Source organism: Mesorhizobium sp. M4B.F.Ca.ET.089.01.1.1 (assembly GCF_004022605.1).
GTDB lineage: Bacteria > Pseudomonadota > Alphaproteobacteria > Rhizobiales > Rhizobiaceae > Mesorhizobium > Mesorhizobium abyssinicae.
Map to the genome: position 1 here is coordinate 1 of NZ_RZOS01000988.1, position 891 is coordinate 891.

At 58.4% G+C, this 891-nt stretch carries 1 protein-coding gene and 1 pseudogene; both read left to right on the top strand.

What is annotated here, in order from left to right; all coding sequences use genetic code 11:
* The first annotated feature begins 30 nt into the window (after positions 1-30).
* On the top strand, positions 31-561 hold the full coding sequence (locus tag EN780_RS35540) for a hypothetical protein (protein WP_127391176.1): 531 nt from the start codon (positions 31-33) through the stop codon (positions 559-561).
* Between the two features lie 139 nt (positions 562-700).
* Positions 701-891, top strand: a pseudogene (locus EN780_RS39930) (hypothetical protein); the annotation flags it as partial.

An 891-nucleotide genomic window follows, 5' to 3' on the forward strand; every position in this document is an offset into this window, starting at 1 on the left:
GGTCGACGCCGGCCTCGATGTGGACCGGATATGAGGACGGTCGCGTCAAACTACCTCTACTCGACCTTGCGGGAGCGGATCGTCGAGCACGTATTTGTTGGGGACGCTCTCCGCGAGCTTTGGCGGCTCGGCGTTTACGACGTTGAAGTGCTCCGGTCGGAATTCGACGCCCACGGGTACGACCTGGTTATGGCAAGGGGAAAGGTCGTTCGGCACATCCAGTTCAAAACTGGAACGCAGAAGAAGCCCGGCTCCGTTTCACTGTCCCGTGCTTTGGCTGAGAAACCAAGTGGATGCGCCATCTGGATCCGACTGGAGCCCGATCTTGGCATGGGGCCGTTCTTCTGGTTTGGGGGCCCTCCCGGTCAGCCGCTAGCGGCGCTGAACCACCTTCCAAACTCGCGGCGTGTGACCCCTAACAAGAACGGGGTCCGTCCGATCCGCAAGAATCATCATGAAGTGCCGGGCGCTGCATTCGTGCCCCGTAGCACATTGCGGGAAATTCTGGTCGACCTTTTCGGCGACCTGAAGCCGACGCTCGTTGTAGAGGAACTGGAATGACGCCTACGGGTCCCATCGCAGGTTTCTTGGATTCGGCTTTCCTCAACGTACAATATTCGAATAGCGTTATGTCGGAAATACTTCGATGACCCGTGCCGCGTTGTGGCAAACGGTAACATTCCACATTGCGTGAAGAGCGATGACAGAGGGCAAATATCCGGGAGAGCTCGCCTCCCCGCAGCAGATACATGAATTGGCGGAAGAGTATCGAAAGGCCGCAACCTTGCTGCTTCAGCTGGGCCGATCGGGCAAACCGCTTACCCGAGCGCCGTTCAGACTATCCGCCATCCACGGGATCGGACTCTATCTGACGGCGCTCTTGCTCCAACG

Excerpts from the sequence above, each read along its gene's own strand:
- EN780_RS35540 (WP_127391176.1), top strand. The coding sequence starts at position 31 with ATGAGGACGGTCGCGTCAAACTACCTCTACTCGACCTTGCGGGAGCGG.